Annotated in this window: 14 protein-coding genes; 12 read left to right on the top strand and 2 right to left on the bottom strand. The window is 35.2% G+C overall.

Features of this window, described 5'->3' with window-relative positions; translation table 11 throughout:
* Positions 1–53 precede the first annotated feature (53 nt).
* The 6 genes from celB to AB1282_RS04195 all read left to right on the top strand — a co-directional run bounded on the left by celB (position 54) and on the right by AB1282_RS04195 (position 9,137).
* Positions 54–1,358 (top strand): PTS cellobiose transporter subunit IIC, encoded by a 1,305-nt coding sequence (gene celB / locus AB1282_RS04220; protein WP_056474669.1) that lies wholly within the window; start codon positions 54–56, stop codon positions 1,356–1,358.
* Positions 1,359–1,409: 51 nt separating this feature from the next.
* Positions 1,410–1,925: an RDD family protein gene (locus AB1282_RS04215; protein ID WP_429898560.1), complete on the top strand. Its 516-nt coding sequence runs from the start codon at positions 1,410–1,412 to the stop codon at positions 1,923–1,925.
* A gap of 28 nt (positions 1,926–1,953) precedes the next feature.
* Entirely contained in the window at positions 1,954–2,262 is a 309-nt protein-coding gene (locus AB1282_RS04210) for a PTS sugar transporter subunit IIB (RefSeq protein WP_056474663.1), read from the top strand.
* Between the two features lie 142 nt (positions 2,263–2,404).
* Positions 2,405–2,716, top strand: coding sequence for a PTS lactose/cellobiose transporter subunit IIA (locus AB1282_RS04205; protein WP_056474662.1), 312 nt, complete (start codon positions 2,405–2,407; stop codon positions 2,714–2,716).
* On the top strand, positions 2,716–4,032 hold the full coding sequence (locus AB1282_RS04200; RefSeq protein ID WP_429898558.1) for a 6-phospho-beta-glucosidase: 1,317 nt from the start codon (positions 2,716–2,718) through the stop codon (positions 4,030–4,032). The genes AB1282_RS04205 and AB1282_RS04200 overlap by 1 nt, the downstream gene beginning before the upstream one ends.
* Positions 4,033–4,646: 614 nt before the next feature.
* Entirely contained in the window at positions 4,647–9,137 is a 4,491-nt protein-coding gene (locus AB1282_RS04195) for a S8 family serine peptidase (RefSeq protein WP_429898556.1), read from the top strand.
* A 152-nt stretch (positions 9,138–9,289) separates the two neighbouring features.
* Here the strand turns inward: AB1282_RS04195 and AB1282_RS04190 are convergent, their stop codons facing one another.
* Positions 9,290–10,708 carry an amino acid permease gene (locus AB1282_RS04190; RefSeq protein ID WP_429898555.1) on the bottom strand — a complete coding sequence of 473 codons (1,419 nt, stop codon included), beginning with the start codon at positions 10,706–10,708 and terminating at the stop codon, positions 9,290–9,292.
* Positions 10,709–11,380: 672 nt separating this feature from the next.
* Between AB1282_RS04190 and AB1282_RS04185 the strand changes: the two genes are divergently transcribed.
* Entirely contained in the window at positions 11,381–12,655 is a 1,275-nt protein-coding gene (locus AB1282_RS04185; protein WP_429898554.1) for an efflux RND transporter periplasmic adaptor subunit, read from the top strand.
* Between the two features lie 487 nt (positions 12,656–13,142).
* Here the strand turns inward: AB1282_RS04185 and AB1282_RS04180 are convergent, their stop codons facing one another.
* A complete protein-coding gene (locus tag AB1282_RS04180) occupies positions 13,143–14,438 on the bottom strand; it encodes an MFS transporter (RefSeq protein WP_056474648.1) in 1,296 nt (431 codons plus the stop codon).
* A 444-nt stretch (positions 14,439–14,882) separates the two neighbouring features.
* On the opposite strand from AB1282_RS04180, the gene AB1282_RS04175 reads away from it, so the two are divergent.
* From AB1282_RS04175 to AB1282_RS04155, 5 genes are all read left to right on the top strand, one after another.
* Entirely contained in the window at positions 14,883–15,689 is an 807-nt protein-coding gene (locus tag AB1282_RS04175) for an alpha/beta fold hydrolase (protein ID WP_429898552.1), read from the top strand.
* Positions 15,690–15,722: 33 nt separating this feature from the next.
* Complete coding sequence (locus AB1282_RS04170; protein WP_056474642.1) at positions 15,723–16,526, top strand: IclR family transcriptional regulator; 804 nt, start codon at positions 15,723–15,725, stop codon at positions 16,524–16,526.
* A 267-nt stretch (positions 16,527–16,793) separates the two neighbouring features.
* Positions 16,794–17,327, top strand: a complete 534-nt coding sequence (locus AB1282_RS04165) for a cupin domain-containing protein (protein ID WP_429898550.1) — start codon at positions 16,794–16,796, stop codon at positions 17,325–17,327.
* A gap of 101 nt (positions 17,328–17,428) precedes the next feature.
* Positions 17,429–18,349 carry a VOC family protein gene (locus AB1282_RS04160; protein ID WP_429898549.1) on the top strand — a complete coding sequence of 307 codons (921 nt, stop codon included), beginning with the start codon at positions 17,429–17,431 and terminating at the stop codon, positions 18,347–18,349.
* A gap of 64 nt (positions 18,350–18,413) precedes the next feature.
* Positions 18,414–19,205 carry an SDR family oxidoreductase gene (locus AB1282_RS04155; protein ID WP_056474635.1) on the top strand — a complete coding sequence of 264 codons (792 nt, stop codon included), beginning with the start codon at positions 18,414–18,416 and terminating at the stop codon, positions 19,203–19,205.
* The last annotated feature ends 13 nt before the right edge of the window (positions 19,206–19,218 follow it).

The following is a 19,218-nucleotide window of genomic DNA, read 5'->3' as shown; positions in this document are numbered from 1 at the left end:
GGGAAATTCTTGATTTGCCAAGATCCTTTACCCTTAAAAGAGGTGAAAACGAAATGAATACTAAATTTTTTGAGAGAAAATTCTTACCGATTGCTTCGAAAATAGGCAATCAAAGACACTTACTTGCCTTACGTGACGGTATTATGTTTGCTATGCCACTAATGATCATAGGTTCATTTTTCATTATCGTAGCTTGGTTAGAAGCAGATTGGTATCAAAACTTCATGTCAAAAGTATTTGGCGAAAATTGGAATGCTTTTGGAGATATTGTTTATAACGGTTCAATGGGGATTATCGCATTAGTTGCAGTATTTGGCGTAGCGTATTCCTTAGCAAGTAGTTATAAGGTCGACAAAAAGAATATTGATGGAGTTCCAGCTGGCGTATTAGCATTAGCAAGTTATTTAATTGTTAACATTATGAGCACTTTCAAAGATGGTAAAGAAAGCGTATCGGCTTGGTCACCTGATCTATTTGGTGCACAATACCTGTTTGTTGGTTTAATCGTCGCTATTGTTACTGCTGAAATTTATCGTTACTTCTTACAAAAAAAGATTATCATCACGTTACCAGATACAGTACCGCCAACAGTTTCTCGTTCATTTACGGCTCTTATTCCTGGTTTTGTGATTATCCTTTTCTTCTTACTAGTTCGATACGGATTTAGTCATACTGGTTGGGGAGATTTTGCAACGTTTGTTCATAAGGTTGTAACACAACCATTTACGATTTTAGGATCAACTTATATTGGTACGCTTGTAGCGTGTTTAATGGAACATCTTTTATGGAGCTTTGGTATCCACGGTTCTTCGATTATCACGTCTGTTATGGAACCAATTTGGCTTACAAATGCTGATGCAAACTTAACAGCAGTTAAAGCAGGTAAAGAGTTACCACATATCATTACGTATACATTCTATGAGAATGGTATCTGGATGGGTGGATCTGGAGCTACTTTACCAGTTGCGATCTATATGACGTTTTTAGCAAAGTCAAAACTTCTTAAGAAGGTAGGACGTCTAGCAATTGGGCCATCTATATTTAACGTAAATGAGCCAATTATGTTTGGTGTTCCGATTGTTTTAAACCCATTTTTAATGATTCCTTATATTCTAGCGCCAGTAGCAGTATTAACAGTAACGTACTTTGGTACGGCAATGGGAATTTTCCCACATACGACTGGTACGATCATCCCATGGACAACCCCATATTTCATAAGCGGTTATCTAATGACGGGCGGTAAGATTATGGGTGTGGTCATGCAATTAGTAGCTTTTGCAGTGGCTTCAATCATTTGGTTCCCATTCATTCGAATGTGGGATAAGAAAAATTTAGAACTGGAGAAAGCTAGTAAATAATTCTCCGAAGCAAATAGATGGATAATTGATTAGAAGAAGGGACTACAACTTATGGAAAATCGACAAAAAATTATTACTTCGTTTCGATTAAAAAGAATCGGTGCCTTTGCCATTGATGCAATAATTGTTTCAATCATCTTGTCAATTGTGTATCGAATCACGGGACTTCCAAACTTTCCGGGGGTCTTGGCAAATATGATTGAGCTTCAGAAGTCAGCTGCTAATCAAGAGGCAGCTATAAAGGTAATGGCTCTTTTTAATGAAGCATTTCTACAGTCGCTTATAATCTATTTTTGTTATGACGTTTTAACAACACTATTATTGAGAGGATCAACAATTGGAAAGATGATTTTTCGATTGAAGGTAACTCGTATTAATAACAAAAAGGGAATGCTACCTTATATATTACTAGTGATTGTTAGAAGTTTCTTTAAATTTTTGACGATGTTTATTTTTCAAGGTCTCCCGTTCTTCTTATCTGTTATTAGCATGTTTGCTAATCAAAAATCATTAGCTGTACATGATCGAATCGGTCGATTTGTGGTTATTAATAAGAACGAAGCATAAAAACTTACTAAAGAAAGAGGAAATCATAATGAATATCTTACTTTGCTGCGCTGCAGGTATGTCAACAAGTCTAATCGTTTCTAAAATGGAAAAAGTTGCTGAATCAAAAGGGATTTCAGCACGTATATGGGCAGTTTCTGAATCAGTTGTTCGTTCAGAAATCGAAGAAGCTGATGTATTATTGCTAGGTCCACAAGTACGTTTTCTTTTAGAAGAAATGGAAGAAATCTGTGAAGAGAAAAACATTCCAGTTGAAGTAATTAATATGATGAATTATGGCATGTGCGATGGTGAAGCTATTTTAGAGCAAGCTATCAATTTAATTGAAAATAAGTAATAACTTTTGAGAAGTGACTTTTCTGATCTTTGCTCAAGAAAAATACGATGAATACCTTAAAGGTTTATAACTTTGAAATTTAATAAACGTAGGGTTAAGACGATAAAAAAATTTTATTAATAAAGAGAGGAGGTCAGTTTTTATGGTAAAAAATGAAACGGAAATTTTCACACTGATTCTTCATGGTGGAAATGGTCGAAGTGCTGCAATGGAAGCGATTCAAGCAGCAAAAAAACAAGACTTTGAATTAGCTCGCAAGAAATTGAAAGAATCAGGTGATGCTTTAAATGAGGCACATCATATTCAAACAACACTTATTCAATCAGAGATAGGTGGCACTCCAACGGAGATATCACTATTAATGATTCATGCTCAAGATCACTTAATGAATGCGATGACTGTAAAAGACTTGGCAAAAGAGTTCGTTGATATGTATGAAAGGGGCCAAAAATAATGTCAAAGAAATTTAAAATCGTGACAATAGGTGGAGGCTCAAGTTATACGCCAGAATTGGTTGAAGGAATTATTAAGCGCTATGAACAAATCCCAGTAACTGAGCTGTGGCTTGTTGATGTCGAAGGTGGACGCGAAAAATTAGAAATAGTAGGTGCACTAGCAAAGCGCATGGTCAAAAAAGCTGGAGTACCAATGGAGATTCATCTATCGTATGATCGTCGTGAGGCTTTAAAAGATGCTGATTTTGTTACAACACAGCTTCGTGTTGGACAACTAGCTGCACGCGCACTTGATGAAAGAATTCCACTTAAACATGGGGTAATCGGTCAAGAAACAAACGGTGCAGGTGGATTGTTTAAAGCCCTACGTACAATTCCTGTTATTTTGGATATTTGTAAAGAAGTCGAAGAGCTATGTCCAAATGCTTGGATCCTTAACTTTACAAACCCAGCCGGAATGGTAACAGAAGCAGCATTAAGATATTCAAATATTAAGAGATTCATTGGTCTTTGTAATATACCGATCGGAATGGAAATGGGTGTTGCAAAACTATTAAATGTAGATCATTCACGTGTTCGGATTGATTTTGCAGGTCTAAATCATATGGTATATGGCACAGAGGTTTATTTAGATGGAGTTAGTGTAAAAGAGCAAGTACTTGAAATGATTATGGATACTGCTAATGCTAGCTTTGTAAAAAATATAGATGCTGAAGAATGGGCACCTGAATTCTTAAAAGCGATCAAAGTCATTCCTTGTTCATATCACCATTACTATTACAAAACGTCTGAAATGCTTGAAAGAGCATTAAAAGATTTTGAATCGAATGAAACACGTGCAGAAGTCGTGCAAAAAATTGAAGCATCTCTTTTTGAAAAATATAAAGATGAATCGCTAGATGTAAAACCACCAGAGTTAGAAAAACGTGGTGGAGCCTACTATTCTGATGCGGCTTGTCGTTTAATTTCATCTATTTATAATGATACAAGAGATATCCAACCATTAAATACGTTGAACAAGGGAGCTATTTCAGGCTTACCATATGACGGTGCAGTGGAAGTTAGCTGTGTCATCACAAAAGATGGGCCAATTCCACTGACGATTGGGGAATTACCAGTTCCAGTTCGAGGATTAATTCAAACGATAAAATCTTTCGAACAGACAGCAATCGAGGCTGCTGTTGAAGGAAATCGCGAAAAAGCAATTCTTGCATTGACGATTAATCCGCTAGTAGCAAATGATAAAGTAGCTGTAGCGATCGTTGACGAAATGCTAGAAGCGCATAAAGAATATTTACCGAGGTTTTTTAAATAAAGTATTAAGGCAGCAAACCTGATGAGGGTGCTGTCTTTTTTTTGGTCCTTTTTGTATTGATAATCTAATCTTATTGCCATCCTCGGCCTGCAAAAGTTACTTTTTTTTTGAAATTTTTACTCATTAATTCACCTCGGAAGTCCTACAATATCCTTTTGCATTTTTTTGAATATGTGAATATTTATCTAGAAGAATAAACGAATCTAGCACTTTGAATCTATAAAATTCAGCTCCAAAACGATAATATAATACAAAAATTTACATAATTTTATTAAAAATGTAAAAAATTTCAAATTTTTTAAAAATATTAGTAATTTAATAAAGGAGTTTTGACTCAAAAAAAGAATAATTTAATTTATCTATTATTCCTTAAAAACTTTATTAAAAATTATAAAAGTATAGGTATTAATAGGATCAATAGCGATGAAAGGAGATATTAGGGGGCTATCTGGAAGAAAATTTTAGAGGTAATTTGGCATATTCTTTATTGAGAAATAAGTAAATGAACTGTCGATATTCCTCGAATGACCTTAAAAATCAGGGGAAGTTTTTTAGGAAGGTTTTGTACTAATCTGTTTTATTTTTCAATTAAAATTTTTGAGAGGAAATGAAAAATGAATAACAAAAAGAATCGTAAAATAACTACATATGCATTAGCATCTGCTCTTGCTCTTTCAAATTTAGCATTTGTTTCACCAACTTCAGCTGAATCTTACCGACCAGGTGATTTAGCATCAAAGTTGGAACAAATTAAACAATCACAGGAATCAAAAGAACTACAAAATAAAAACAAAGTATCTGAAGCGAAAGCAAATTTAAAAGCATCAGATAAAGTACGTGTCATCGTTGAATTGGATGGACAGTCACCAATTGAATACGCAACAAAACAAGGCAAATTGTTTAAGGACTTATCTGAAAGTCAAAAGTCTAGTCTTTATGCAAAAGTAGATAGTCAACAAAGTTCGGTAAAATCAAAGTTACAATCAAAAGGAATCAACATTAATTATAAAAAACAATTTACAACTGCATTTAACGGTTTCAGTGGTGTAGTTGCATTTGGTGATGTAGAAAAAATTGAAGCTACTTCAGGTGTAAAAAATGTTTTTTTAGCGAATGAATATAACCGTCCTACAGCTGAACCATCTACGCCAGATATGACGAAGAGTCATCAATTTATCCAGTCTAAAGAAACTTGGAAAGATACTGGTTACGATGGTAAAGGCATGGTTATCTCCATTATCGATACAGGAATTGACCCTACACACCGTGACTTTAAATTAACTGATCCTTCAAAAGAGGACTTAACAAAAGATTCAGTAGCTCAAATTGTAAAGGATAAAGCTTTACCAGGTAAATTCTATACTGACAAGGTTCCTTATGGTTACAACTATTATGACCAAAACGATATCGTAACAGACCTTGGACCAGGTGCTTCTATGCACGGTATGCACGTAGCAGGAATTACGGCTGCAAATGGTGACGAAGCAAACGGTGGGATTAAAGGGGTTGCACCGGAAGCGCAAGTTCTTGCGATGAAAGTATTTAGTAATGACCCAAGCTACCCATCTACATGGTCTGATATTTATCTTGCAGCAATCGATGATTCTATTAAACTAGGTGCTGATGTATTAAACATGAGCCTTGGAGATGTAGCATCTTCTTATGAACCGAATAGTGCAGAAGATCTTGCAATTACTCGTGCAGTTGACAATGGTATTGTGTGTGCTGTTTCTTCAGGTAACTCGAATCACATTGGTGATGGATGGGGGGATCCTCTATCACAAAACCCTGATATTGGTGTAACAGGTGCGCCTGGTCTTAATAAAGATACAATTTCAGTAGCTGCTTCTGGAAATGAAGCTTATCTTTATGAACATGCGATCACTGTTGATGGAAATAATAGTTTAAGTGTCTTAGGTAAAGGTATTGATAGTTGGAAAGATCTATCAGATAAATTTGGTGGAAATATTCCAGTTGTGAACCTTGGTAAAAACGCCGCTGATGGAAGTTACAAATTAGGTGGACTGGATGATTATAAAGGTGTAGATGTAAAAGGTAAAATCGTATTAGTAGCTCGTGGAACATATACTTTTGCTGATAAGACGAAGTATGCTGCTCAAGCAGGTGCTGCTGGGATTATCGTATGGAATGCAAATAATGGGGCTCAGTTCGATAACCAAGGCGGATGGGATGTCCCAATGATGCTTGTTAACTCAAAAGCAGATGGTCAAGCGTTAGCGAATTCGATAAATGGTTCAGGAACAATACATGTTGCTCAAACTGCGAAAAATGAAAGTCCTGAAATGGGTCGCATGACAAGCTTTACTTCATGGGGAGTTACACCTAGCCTTGAGCTAAAGCCTGAAATCACTGCTCCTGGTGGAAATATCTATTCAACAGTTAATAATAACCAATATGAAGTGATGAGTGGTACTTCAATGGCAGCTCCACACGTTGCTGGTGGTTCTGCATTAGTACAAGAGTACTTGAAAAATGATAAACGTTTCAGTTCTTTAAACTTAAGTCAACGTACTCACTTAGCTAAAGTATTATTAATGAATACTGCGAAAGTTATTAATGACTTAGATGGTCATCCATTCTCTCCACGCCGTCAAGGTGCAGGTATGATGCAAATTGAAAATGCTGTTACAACACCAGTTTACTTTTATAGTAAGGCAACAGGTGAGGCAAAATACGAATTGAAGGATTTCCAATCTAAGCAAGTTTCAATGACTTTCACAGCTAAAAATATTTCTGATAAAGATGCTGAATATAAAGTTGACACAAATGCGTTAACAGATGAATTCTATCAAACTGATGATGTTGATCGTAATGCACTTCAAACAGGTAAATTAGATGGTGCAAAAATTGATGCTCCTGAAACGATTAAAGTTCCAGCGGGTCAATCTGTTGATTTCACTGTAAAAATTGATTTAACTGATGCAAAAATTCCTGGATTCGATAAAGATGGTAAAGAAATTCTAGCAAATCTTCATGACAACATTTTCGTTGAAGGTTCTGTAAATCTTATCGGTACAAATGGTCATCCAAATTTAACGGCTCCATACGTAGGCTTCTACGGTAAATGGGACAGTTTACCGATCGTTGACGGATTCAAAGATCTTGGTGAAACTCGTTACTTTGATTTACAACCGTATTTTAAAAAGTATAATAAAATCGCACATGACATGACAACTGATGGCGATAGTACATTCTGGGAAGCTGCTCCTGGAAAGGATGGAGAGAAATATTACGCGTTTTCACCAAACGGGGATAACAGTGGAGATGATATCAATGCTCTTCCATCATTCTTAAGAAATGCATCAGAAGTACAATATAACATCCTTGACAAAGGCGGTAAATTCCTTCGCCGTTTAAGTGCTCAATCTAATGTTAGCAAAAATGCTTATGACGGTGGTAAAGGCACGCCGTTTGAGGATAGCGAGTCAACTATTTGGGATGGTAAAGTAAATGGTGAAGTTATGCCAGACGGTAAATACTATTACGAGATTAAATCCGTAATTGGCTACGATAATGCAGGGTGGCAGTCTAAGAAGATTCCAGTTTATATTGATACTCATGCTCCAACTATTCAAGCAACTTATGATCCAGATAAGAAAGTTGTTGCTTGGGATGCTTCAGACGATGAAACTGGAGTTAAAGATTATTATATTTTCGTTAATGGTGAAAAGAAGGCTGTAGTTGATAATAATACATCCGCATATGATTTATCAGCATACCCAGATAAATCATATGTAGAAGTAGTTGCTGAAGACTATGCAGGTAACTTAGCAGTAGACACTGCAGCAAAAGGAGACGTAGATCTTCCATTAGTCTATATCACAGATGGTCAAAAAGATAAAACTGGAGCTTATATTCCGAACTCACCGGAGCCATGGGGAGCTTATAGTGACAAGAATATCCCAGTAAAAGGGTTCGTAACAGATGATACTCGTATTAAAACGATTAAGGTTAATGGAAAAGAAGTTCCAGTTGATTATGATGCAAAAACTGGACACTACAATTATTCAACTACTGTAACGTTTGACCAAGATGGTCCTTACACTGTACAAGTTGAAGCAACAGACTATGCTAATAAGAAATTCTCAATTGCTCGACATATCTATGTTGATACTCACGCAGCGGGAATAACTGTATTAGATGCTCCTACAAGAGTGGACAAAAATAAAGAGACAGCTTCATTTACTGTAAAATTAACAGATAACTATAGCTACTTAAACTTCTTCGTTGGTGAAAACCACGAATTTGAAGTTCCATTAATTAGCCCAGTGGATGTTGTAAAACCACTAAGCAAAAATTATAAAGTAACTGTACCATTAAAAGAAGGACAAAATAAAATTACGTTAAGAGCGACTGACCTTGCTGGTAATGAAACAGTGAAGGAAGTAGTAATTAATCGTGCAGATGCTCCGATTAAAACTGGTTGGGTAGTAGAAAATGGCAAAAAATACTACTACAATAGCAAAGGTGTTAAAGTAACTGGATGGGCTACAATCAGTGGTAAAAACTATTACTTCGACAAATCTGGAGTAATGAAAACTGGTTGGTTAACAGTAAGTGGCAAAAAGTATTACTTAAACAGCGATGGCTCAAGATTTAGTAATGGCTGGAAATCAATTAGCGGTAAATACTACTACTTTGATAAAAACGGTGTAGTAAAAACTGGTTGGTTAACAGTAAGTGGTAAAAAGTATTACTTAAACAACGATGGCTCAAGAGTTAGCAATGGCTGGAAATCAATTAGTGGTAAAAACTACTATTTCGATAAAAACGGTGTAGTAAAAACTGGTTGGTTAACAGTAAGTGGCAAGAAGTATTACTTAAACAGCGATGGCTCAAGATTTAGCAATGGCTGGAAATCAATCAGTGGTAAATACTACTACTTCGACAAAAATGGTGTAGTGAAAACTGGTTGGTTAACAGTAAGTGGTAAGAAGTATTACTTAAACAGCGATGGCTCAAGATTTAACAATGGCTGGAAAAAAATTAGTGGTAAATACTATTACTTCAACAAATCTGGCGTAATGGCTGTTAATACTAAAGTAGGTAAATATAAAGTTGGAAAAGACGGAGCAAGAAAGTAAGTTTTGACCTTCTAAAAGCCTATTAGACATAGGAAACTGTGGGCATGTATTCGATACAAAATCGGATACATGCTTTTTTGTTTAGAATAAGGATAACTAACGCAGAAAAGCCACAAAGAAAATCAATTTCCTTGTGACTTTTTAATGCTAATTTAGCTTATTTTAGTTTTGTTATTGTTATTTGCTGTATTTAGTGCACTTCTTTTCTTACCATATAATCCATAAACAACAAGTCCTATAGCCATCCAGACAATAAAACGAATAAATGTAATACCTGGAAGACTAGCAATTAAATAAGCAGAAAATCCAATCCCGATTAATGGAATAATTGGAACTAATGGTGTTTTAAATCCTCTTTTTAATTCAGGACGTTTTACACGTAATACAATGATAGAAGAACAAATTAAGATAAATGCTGTTAACGTTCCAATATTAACTAATTCTGCAACTTCGTTAATTGGTGTAACACCTGCTACAAATGCCGTAATTAAACCAATTAATAAAGTAGGACGATAAGGTGTTCTATATTTAGGATGTAATTTTGTAAACCATTTTGGTAATAGACCATCTCTACTCATTGAGAACCAAATACGTGATCCAGCAAGCATAAATGAGAACAATACTGATAGAATCCCTGTAATTGCAGCGGCAGAAATGATTAACGTAATCCACTTCATTCCAATATTACTAAAAGCTTTTGCTACAGGTGCAGCGTTATTAAGTGTTTCATACGGAGCCATACCAGTAATAATAAGTGACATTGCAACATACAAACATAAAGCGACAGCTAATGATATGATAACTGCAAGTGGTAAATCACGTTGCGGTCTTTTTGCTTCTTCAGCTGCTGTCGTTAATGTGTCATATCCGAATACAGCAAAGAATACTAGAGCCGCTCCACTCATAACGCCATGAAAACCAAAAGGCATGAATGGGTGCCAGTTAGCTGTATTAAGATGAAAACTTCCAACGCCAATAACTAAAAGAATAATACCTAATTTGATTATAACCATTAATGAATTAAATTTAGAACCCATTTCAGTTCCTAATGTAAGTAAGCCCGCAATCCCAAGACTAACTAAAACGGCGATTAAGTCAACTTTGTGACCTGCTCCAGTACCAGGCGCGCCTTGTGCCCATACAGGAATGTGAACTCCCATTTGTGTTAAAAACTCTTGCATGTAGCCAGACCATCCAATGGCTACTACTGCAACAACTAAGGCATACTCGAGTAACAAATCCCACCCGATTAACCAAGCTGTACCTTCTCCTAAAACAGCATAGCTATAAGTATAAGCACTTCCGGCTACCGGTATTAATCCAGCAAATTCTGCATAACACAAAGCTGCTGCTGCGCTAGCTAAACCAGCAATAATAAACGATAAGAGAACTGCCGGACCAGCGTGTTCAGCCGCTGCTACACCGGTTAATACAAAAATACCTACACCTATGATACCGCCTAAACCAATAGCAGTCAGTTGCCATAAACCTAGAACGCGGTTAAGTCCGGTATTTTTAGCCCCATCCTGTTGAAGCTGTTCAATCGACTTTTTCCTGAAAAAAGCATTCATCCAAAGACTCCCCCTTTTTGTGAATAATCTGTATTTTTAGTAAATAAATACACACTGCTTAAAAGAGTGCGCAATAACTAATCAATTTGCAACGGGAGATTTATATTGAATTCCCAAAATTGAAGGAGGAAGACTGATAATTCCTCATAAATTTCGTAAGCGTTTTCTAATGCGTATAAGAAATAATTTTAGTAGATTTGAATATTGGAAGAATTATCCTTTCCTACAAAGATATTTTTTGTATTGTAACATAGTTCAATAATACTACGCAATAATAGTATGAATGTTTTAAATATTATATTTTAATCTAATAGAGTATAAATTTTAACTAAATTAATGAAAGTATGTGCGAAAATTCATAGATGTATCAAGGGGTTCTGTGACTTTTTTAGTAGACTCTACTTATTCGTTCTTTCTGATGAAAATTAAAACATAAACGATAAAATTATTTTTTTAGAATTAAAATTAGAATATTCTGAAATAATATAAATCTGCCGAAATTAACCTAATACCCCACTCAAATAGACAAATAAAAAACATATTAAAAAAAACATAGCAAATATTTATGATTTTCTAAAAAATCTCCTTGAAACGCTTTTTAAAACAATAGACAATAGATATAGGAGAAGTCGTATTAAGTTTTTGGCAAGATAAGGAAGGGGCAAGAGTTTTATGGAAACGGCGAAAAGAATTGACGAAGAAAAAGAACAACCAAAAGTAATAACGCCACGCCAGAAAAAATTTATTTTAATGGGGATCATTGTTCTTTTATTCGTTTCTGTGGTTCTTAGCGTAGCGGTGATCGAAGTTAAAAAAAGTAAATCTAAAACATTACAGTTTATCAGTCCAACGGTAAAAAGTTTTACGAAAACTGAAACTGTGTCAGGTCGTGTAGTACAAAGTCATACTGAAACAATTTACGTAAATCCAACTAAAGGTTCTATAAATGAGATTTTTGTTAAAGAAGGAGACACTGTCACTAAAGGGCAAAAACTTTTTTCTTATGAAGATACAACTATAGCAGCTGAACTAGGACAAGCAGAAGCAAATAAGAAGCTAGCAGAAACGACTGTTACGCAGAAAAACGACCAAATTGCATCATTAGAGAAAGACATTCAAAATGCTATTTCAGCGTCACAATCTAATACAACTGATGCAAATAATACAGATAAAAATGCAACGAATACAACAAACTCAACAAACTCAACAAATACACCAGAGATTCAATCGCTACAAGCTGAACTTAATACTGCAAAAGAAGAGCTTAATGCTGCACAGCTAAAAGTAGAACAAAATACACTTGAAGCGGAAAAGTTGAAAGCACAACAAGAATCATTAACTGTTAACAGTAATAATGATGGAGTCGTACTTAACTTGAACAAAAGTATCGGTCAAGGTTATAAAGCAACAGATAAACAGCAAATCTCAATTATGCAAATTGCTTCAAACGAACCATTTCAAATTGAAGGAAAGCTAACAGAAGAAGAGAAAGCAAAAGTTGAGCCTGGCCAAGCAATTAAAGTCAGTTCAAAGGTTGTTGCCGATAAGAGCTGGAAAGGAAGTATTTCAGAGGTAAGCAATTACCCAACGAACGATCCATCCACAAATCAAGATAAGAATGCCAAAAAAGAAGCTATACCACATTACACTTTTAGAGCAACGCTAGATTCACAAGAGAACCTATATCCTGGCTACGAAACAAATCTGGAAGTAATTGTACAATCAAAGGATTTGTTAGCAATACCTGCGACGAGCATTAAAGGATCAGGAAAATCAAAATATGTGTATGTACTTAAAAAAGGCACTATTTATAAGCAACATGTAAAAACAGGTCAAAAACAAGGGAAATATGTTGCTATTCTTAAAGGAGTAAAGGAAGGGGATAAAGTAGGAAAAAATCCTTCCTGGACTGTCCGCCCTGGAACTAAAATTGATTTAGATAAGTAATAATATAGACGATTACTGTAGGGGATTTCTACTATAGTAATCGTCTATTAGTTTAGAAACAAAGGTAAAAAAGGCGTCTCAAAAAGTCAGATTAACTGACACGAGACGCCTTTTTTTAATGTGAAAAAGTATTAAGTCAAAGTAGTAGAGTATCTCAACAGAACTTTTCATTTGAGATGAGAAAATTGACCTTTTAAAAGAGATTAAGTAGAGTTTTTTTCGATTTAGTAAGAGTTAAAATCTATTTGCTAGTTTTCCATTTCAAGGTATCTACTATTGAACAATTTTAATGTCATAATACCCTAACTGGTATAGGTAATTATTAGTTTTAATTGCGGTTTTCATAGATTTAATTGCAGTTCATTGTTTTTTTACAACTCTTTTGTACTTAATGCGATTCGACGTTATAAAAAAGGGGCTATCCATTTTAAATGATACTTTAGGGATGCCTCTTCTTTTATAAAAGCGTTTTCAAAAATTAAATTGATTAAGCATTAATTTTTTGTGGAGGTAGGGGAACAGCACGTAGTTCGGTTGCTTCTTCTTTAATAGAAAATAAATAAGCAATCAAACCTAAGAGAGCCGTAATAATTAACATTATAATTGAAGTCGTGAAATTGCCTCCTGATGAATCACGTAACCAGCCCATAATATAGCTAGAAAATCCACCCATTAAGTTTGTAAATCCGATTAAGCCTGCTGCACGGCCTGCCGTCTCTTGTGTTGAATATTTTACTAAGAACATATTACTAAGATGGAAGACACCACCTTGACATCCCATAGCAAGTCCCATGCAAATCCCTGCTAATACTGGATTTGGAACAAGAACTGCCGTTGTTAAAAATATAGCAGTCAGTGAAAATAAAATTGATGCCATTAAGCTTGGGCGTCTTGTTTTATCGGCAAGAAAACCACACGCGAGAACAAATCCAAGTGCAAATAACCACGATAAAGAAGTAATGCTTGTCATACCTTCACGATCAAAACCTTTTGCCTCGATCAAGTATGTTGGCAGCCAAATGCTTATTCCAAAGAAAAGGAAAGAACAGACTAGCATACCAAACCATACAATCCAAAAACGATAATCTTGAATAAAATTTTTATTCCCATTGGAACTACTTACTTGATGTTCTATTGAATCTACTGGACGATGAATTAGATCCAACTCTTCTTTACTAACCCATGGGTGTTCATCAGGTGTATTCCTTGTAAGAAAAATAAACATAGGAATATTAATTAAAAAGTTAAATCCAGCGAGAAGAAAGAAAGCTGATTGCCAATGAAGTGATGAAATAACAAGTACTAATATGACTGCCCCAATTGCTGGTCCTAAATAGTTACCTGTAAGCCATGAAGCTTGAGCTCGCCCTAGCTCTCGTTTGTTGAACCAAGCAGAAATAAACTTCCCCGAAACAGGAATCATCATCCCTTCTCCAAATCCAAGAATAATTCGACTTATAATAAATGCTTCATATGTAGTAGAGAGACCAGATGAAAACATAGTAAGAGACCAAACAAATAATCCAGCTATAGCTGTTTTTCTCGCACCAAATTTATCAATAATGAATCCCCAAAATAGATTCGAAATTCCATATGCAATCGTAAAAACAAATGAAAGAAGACCAATTTTTGCATTTTTGTCAACACCAGTCATTCCGAGTGCCTTCAAAAACCCTGGATCTGTTTGTATAACAGAAATGCCAACTTTATCAATTTGACCAAAGAACCAAAAGAAAAATATTGGTAAAGCAATAAAAATCCATCTTTTTTGTCTATGTAGCATTAAAATTCTCTCTCCTTTTTAAATCAAGTAATTGCGTTTAAAATTTGGAAGGAAAAAGCAGAAACTACGTTTACCTAATAGATTTGAAGTTCAAATAATCTGTGTTGATACTTCAGGTTTTAATTTTGGCTCAACTTGAACGATCCACTCCTTTCAATATAAGAGTAAAAGTTTTAAATATAAAACACTGTTTCATATTTTGATAATGAAACTCTTTTAAAGATAAAATAATTAGAAAAGTTTGTCAATTGTGATTTTACTGAAATATTTTCCAGTTTTTATGTTTCAATAGCATAATCAATCATTTATCTATTCATTGAAAAATTAGAGTTATTGACAATAAATTCTGACAAATCTATAATTCAAGTTAAAAAAAACATGTTTTTTATATAAAACATTGTGTTTTAGGTTTTGAATATAGAAAATAAAGTGGAGGTAATGCGGATGCCAATTAGTCATTTAAAAGGATTATCGATTCATTATCAAGAATCAGGTGAAGGACAAGCCCTTGTAATTTTACATGGCTTAGGAAATAATTCTCAGTCATGGAAGCATCAATTAAGTGAATTGAAGGAACAGTATAGAGTAATTGTTTGGGATGCTCCAGGTTATGGTGGGAGTTCCGATTTACAAGAGGAGTTCCGTGAATTTTCCGAGTTTGCTAATGTTCTTAAAGAGTTTTTGGATAGTCTAGGGCTAGATTCAATCTATTTACTAGGGCATTCAATGGGATCGGCAATTGCAATTGATTTTACAAACCGTTTTCCGTATATGGTTGATGCGTTAATTATTTCAGATGCAACACGTGGAGCAGCTGGATTAAGTAGAGAAGAAAACGAGAAAAAACTTCAAAACAGATTAAACTCCATTGAAAATTTACATCCGAGTGAACTAGCCAGAAAAAGAGTTAAAGCATTACTTGCGCCAAATGCATCGGCTGAGGTTATAAAAGAGGCTGAACGTATAATGTCACAAGTACGTCTATCTGGTTACCGTTCTGTTTCCTACTCTTTATCAAACTTAAACCAAATGGAGATTCTGTCTTCAATATCTGTTCCAACACTTGTCATGTGCGGAGAGTTAGATCAAGTGACGCCAGTAAGTGAATCACAAATATTTCACGAGTTAATTCCAAATTCAGAATTTGTTATCGTTCCAAATACAGGGCATTTATGCTATCAAGAAGATCCTAAAATATTTAATCAATCCGTGTTAAACTTTTTAAAGAAACAAACGATAAGTCAAAAATAGAATTGAATCTATGTATTAGGAGAGGTTTGCTCGATGGATAATGTAGAAAAAGAAAAATATAGCGCCAATTCTTTAGTTAGAGGGTTAGAAATTATTAAGCTTTTTAATGAGGAACATCCTAGTTTGTCACTTTCTGAGATTGCAAAAAAGTTAGGGGTAAGCAGGACAGTACCTTATCGATTACTTTATACACTGCAGTCGATTGGATACTTAACACAGGATGAAAATACGAAACAATATTCGTTAACCCCAAAGGTTCTTGAATTAGGTTTTAGTTATATAAATAGCTTGAAAATACCTGAAATTGCACAACCTTATATGGAATCATTACGTGATGAAATAGGTGCTTCTTGTCATTTGTCAATTTTAGATGGACATGAAGTAGTTTATGTAGGGAGTGCTCCGGTTAGAGGGGTATCAGCAGTCAATGTCAATATTGGGTTAAGACTACCAGCTCATGCAACTGCAAATGGAAAGCTACTTCTTGCATACGAGCCAAAGGAAAGTCTTATGCAACTGTTCCAAGTTACAAATTTAACACCTTATACAGATAAAACGTTAACGACGCCTGGAGAGTTTATGGATCAATTAGAAAAAATACGTCAAAATGGATACTCTATGACTAGCGGAGAATTTCATCAAGGTATTCATTCGATCGCTGCACCTATTTACGGTAGAACAGGAAAGGTATTGGCGGCACTGAATATCGTAGCGACTGAATTATCTTATCAAGAAGATTTCATGAATAAAGTTGCATTGCCTAAACTTCTAGATGTCTCTGTTTTGCTATCAAACTATATGGGCTTCAATGGCAGAGTTTCAACTCAGGTAAAATAGTTCAAGTTAAAAATATGGGTTCCCAAACTAAGGGAATCCATATTTTTTTTCAAAAAAAACAAGTTATAAACCTTGGAAATACAGTAATTTTTTATATTTAACTTTTATGACATATCAAAATTTTCTAAAAACAATGTTGACACAAAGAATAATCCATCCTAGAATTATTTTATAGATAAAACACTGTTTTGTATATAAAACACAAAAAAGTGTTCGATACAAAACATTTTGTTTAAAAAGAACAACAATACAGGGAGGATTTTAAAAATGACAAATGAAACTTTTTCAGTTACAGAATTTGAAAAAAAATACGTGGCTCGCTTAGAAGACCGTACGCTAGATTGGAATGTTTTAAAGTTTCAAGAGGAAATTGATCCTAGATATAAGCGTGCTCAAATGCGTTATATTGGACGTGGTGCGACAGCGAATAATGATTCAAATGTAATTACAGCAGAACATTTTACATTAAGTACAATGGTTCTACCTCCTGGTTGTATCGGACCTTTACATCTACACGATGATGTAGAAGAAGTATTTTTCATTCTTGAGGGAGAAGTTACTGCTTTAATTCAAGAAGTTGGTAAAGATGAAGTACATGAAATTAAATTAAAAGCTAGAGATTGTATCAGTTCTCCTCCTGGCGTTCATCGAGGAATTAGAAATGATGGAGATACTGAAGCACGTATGTTAGTTATGCTTGGCGCAGTGAAACCAAACCTTCCAACCTATCCAGAAGGTAGCGCGCTTGAAGAACTTCGTAAACAACGTGCTAAGGAAAGAGAAGCAATCATCAAAGGTTAATTTGAAAAAGGGTCAGCTACATTTTGATTAAATTGTAGCTGCCTTTTTCAATAGAGTTAAAAAGAAAGCGCTTAATATAAATGGATTGGGAGGGATTGTTGGTGCTAGGAATTACTCATTTAAGACATATAAGTTTGATCACACCAAACTTTGAGGAACAAGTGAACTTTTACGAAAAAGTTTGGGGTTTAGATCGTGTAAATGTTTCAGATGACAATATTGCATATTTTCGAGGGGCAGGACCAGAGCATCATATACTAAGCCTTCGAAACGGTGATAAATGCGGTTTGCATCATATTGCATTTGGAATGGTCGATAAAAATGCAGTAGATCGTGCAGCGGAAATCTTACGCTCAAAAGGTGTACATATTGTTGAAGAGCCAGGTTATTTGGATGAAGCTGGTGGAGGATATGGACTTCGATTTGTTGATCCAGAAAATCGTGTAATTGAACTTTCTGCTTGGGTAGAGGTTCAAACATCGATTTGGACTAATAAAAACGTTGATCCAGTGAAATTAAACCATGTAGTAATGAACACAAAAGATTTAGATATGATCGTGGAGTTTTATACAGATGTGCTTGGATTCAAAGTGACAGATTGGAGTGAGCACCAAATGTCCTTCTTAAGGTGTAATCGAAAACATCACTCGATTGCATTTAACCAAGATGCACACTCTTCAGTTAATCATATTGCTTACGAGGTTGATTCAGTGGATGAATTGATGCGAGGCATTAGTAATGTAAGGAAAGCGGGATTAAGTGAGTTATGGGGTCCAGGTCGACATGGTCCTGGTAATAATATCTTTTGTTATTTTCAAGATCTCGGTGGATTTGTCATGGAATACACCTGTTATCTTGAAACAATTGAAGATGAGGCTGAATGGAGAGCGCGAGTTTGGAAACGTGTACCACATCTAATGGATCAATGGGGAATTGCTGGTCCACCAAAACCAGAAGCTCGTAAAGCTATGGGCGGAGAGCCTGATACTGGCTGGGTAGATACAACGGTTAAAGTACTTTAAAAATTTTAAATAAAAAAAGCTTTAAGTATCAAGAAACATGAAAGCTTTAATAAGGGGTGACGGGATGGATCTTGGGTTAAAAGGAAAAGTAGCAGTAATTATGGGTGGCACCTCTGGTGTTGGCCTGAAGACGGCTGAATTATTTTTAGGTGAAGGCGCTAAAGTAGCAATTTGCGGAAGAAGCAAAGAGCGTGCAGATAATGCATTAAATCATTTACTCTCATATGGCAAAAGCGAAGATCTATTTGCATCTACCTGTGATGTTACATCAAAAGAGGAAGTTAACTCGTTTATTCAACAAACAGCAGAAAAGTTTGGTGGGATTGATACGTTAGTGAATGCAGCTGGTCAAAGCGTTATGGGGCATTTTTTCGATATTACAGATGAACAGTGGCAGGAACAAATCCAATTAAAGTATTTCGCAATTATTTATGCAGTTCGTGCAGCTCATCCTTATTTAGTAAAAAGTGGAGGAGGCCGAATTATTAATATAAATGCAACTTTAGCAAAAGAGCCTGAGCGTCATATGGTAGCAACAGCAGCGACACGTGCAGGACTTTTAAATTTAAGTAAAACGTTGTCTCAAGAATTAGCATCCGACAATATTTTAGTAAATTCAGTAAGTCTTGGATTAATTCGGACAGATCAATGGGAACGAAGAAGATTGAAAAATGCTCCTGATATGGATCCCGAAGAATATTATAGAGATCTTGCGATAAAAAGAAATATTCCACTAGGTCGAGTAGGTGAAGCGGAAGAAGTTGCTAGTGTTATTGTTTTTCTTGCTTCAGACAAAGCGAGTTATGTAGCCGGTTCTACAATTGAAACTGCAGGTGCAATCGGTAAAGCACTTTAAATAAATCATTAGA

Origin of the sequence: Gottfriedia sp. S16(2024) (assembly GCF_050473765.1) — a bacterium.
GTDB lineage: Bacteria > Bacillota > Bacilli > Bacillales > Bacillaceae_G > Gottfriedia.
Note: the sequence above shows the minus strand (reverse complement) of the source record. Positions and strands in the feature narration are given on the sequence as shown.

Excerpts from the sequence above, each read along its gene's own strand:
- AB1282_RS04205 (WP_056474662.1), top strand. The coding sequence starts at position 2,405 with ATGGTAAAAAATGAAACGGAAATTTTCACACTGATTCTTCATGGTGGA.
- AB1282_RS04175 (WP_429898552.1), top strand. The coding sequence starts at position 14,883 with ATGCCAATTAGTCATTTAAAAGGATTATCGATTCATTATCAAGAATCA.
- celB (WP_056474669.1), top strand. The coding sequence starts at position 54 with ATGAATACTAAATTTTTTGAGAGAAAATTCTTACCGATTGCTTCGAAA.
- AB1282_RS04200 (WP_429898558.1), top strand. The coding sequence starts at position 2,716 with ATGTCAAAGAAATTTAAAATCGTGACAATAGGTGGAGGCTCAAGTTAT.
- AB1282_RS04165 (WP_429898550.1), top strand. The coding sequence starts at position 16,794 with ATGACAAATGAAACTTTTTCAGTTACAGAATTTGAAAAAAAATACGTG.
- AB1282_RS04155 (WP_056474635.1), top strand. The coding sequence starts at position 18,414 with ATGGATCTTGGGTTAAAAGGAAAAGTAGCAGTAATTATGGGTGGCACC.
- AB1282_RS04195 (WP_429898556.1), top strand. The coding sequence starts at position 4,647 with ATGAATAACAAAAAGAATCGTAAAATAACTACATATGCATTAGCATCT.
- AB1282_RS04210 (WP_056474663.1), top strand. The coding sequence starts at position 1,954 with ATGAATATCTTACTTTGCTGCGCTGCAGGTATGTCAACAAGTCTAATC.
- AB1282_RS04170 (WP_056474642.1), top strand. The coding sequence starts at position 15,723 with ATGGATAATGTAGAAAAAGAAAAATATAGCGCCAATTCTTTAGTTAGA.
- AB1282_RS04180 (WP_056474648.1), bottom strand. The coding sequence starts at position 14,438 with ATGCTACATAGACAAAAAAGATGGATTTTTATTGCTTTACCAATATTT.
- AB1282_RS04190 (WP_429898555.1), bottom strand. The coding sequence starts at position 10,708 with ATGAATGCTTTTTTCAGGAAAAAGTCGATTGAACAGCTTCAACAGGAT.
- AB1282_RS04185 (WP_429898554.1), top strand. The coding sequence starts at position 11,381 with ATGGAAACGGCGAAAAGAATTGACGAAGAAAAAGAACAACCAAAAGTA.
- AB1282_RS04215 (WP_429898560.1), top strand. The coding sequence starts at position 1,410 with ATGGAAAATCGACAAAAAATTATTACTTCGTTTCGATTAAAAAGAATC.